This is a genomic window from Pseudomonas sp. RW407 (assembly GCF_003176655.1).
Taxonomy (GTDB): Bacteria; Pseudomonadota; Gammaproteobacteria; order Pseudomonadales; family Pseudomonadaceae; genus Pseudomonas; species Pseudomonas delhiensis.
Genome location: NZ_QGSL01000004.1, coordinates 1 through 556 on the forward strand (window position 1 = coordinate 1; position 556 = coordinate 556).

1 protein-coding gene is annotated in these 556 nt (G+C 62.6%); it reads left to right on the forward strand.

From position 1 onward, the window contains the following. Positions 1-128: 128 nt before the first annotated feature. Positions 129-556, forward strand: a 428-nt coding sequence (locus DK254_RS00465) for a transposase (protein WP_146219537.1), incomplete at its 3' end; no start/stop codon positions are given.

Consider the following 556-nt stretch of genomic DNA (forward strand, 5'->3'; position numbering starts at 1 on the left):
GTAATTGGATGGACTCACCCTCACCGAGGCGTCGAAGCGCCACGGTGGCATTCTAAGAAGCCAGCGACAGTGAGGGTGAGGCCATGAAAAAGCATACGACGACGACGAAGCCCATGTCTGCAGTGGATGTGTCGGCTTGCACGACAGTCGCCGTGGATTTGGCGAAGCAGGTATTCCAGGTGGCCGGGGAAGATGCCCAGGGCCAGTTGGTGTACGAGCAGCGGATCAAGTCGCGTGAAGCGTTTCAGGTGTTCCTGCAGAAGCTGCCGAGGGGCGTGACGGTGCTGGTGGAAACCGGTCCGGGTGCGCAAGCCTGGGCCCGGTTGCTGCAGATGCAGGGCAACCCGGTGCGTATCCTGCCGGCCCAGCGTGTGGCCGAGCATCGTAGCGGGGCAAAGAATGATCGCAATGATGCCCATGCCATTTTGCGAGCGGGACGGGATTGCAGCATCGCGTCGGTGCCGGTGAAGAGTGTCGCGGCGCTGGCGATGCAGGCCTGCCACCGGATTCGGCGTGGCTATGTGCGGCGGCGTACGGCCACGGGTAATCAGATACG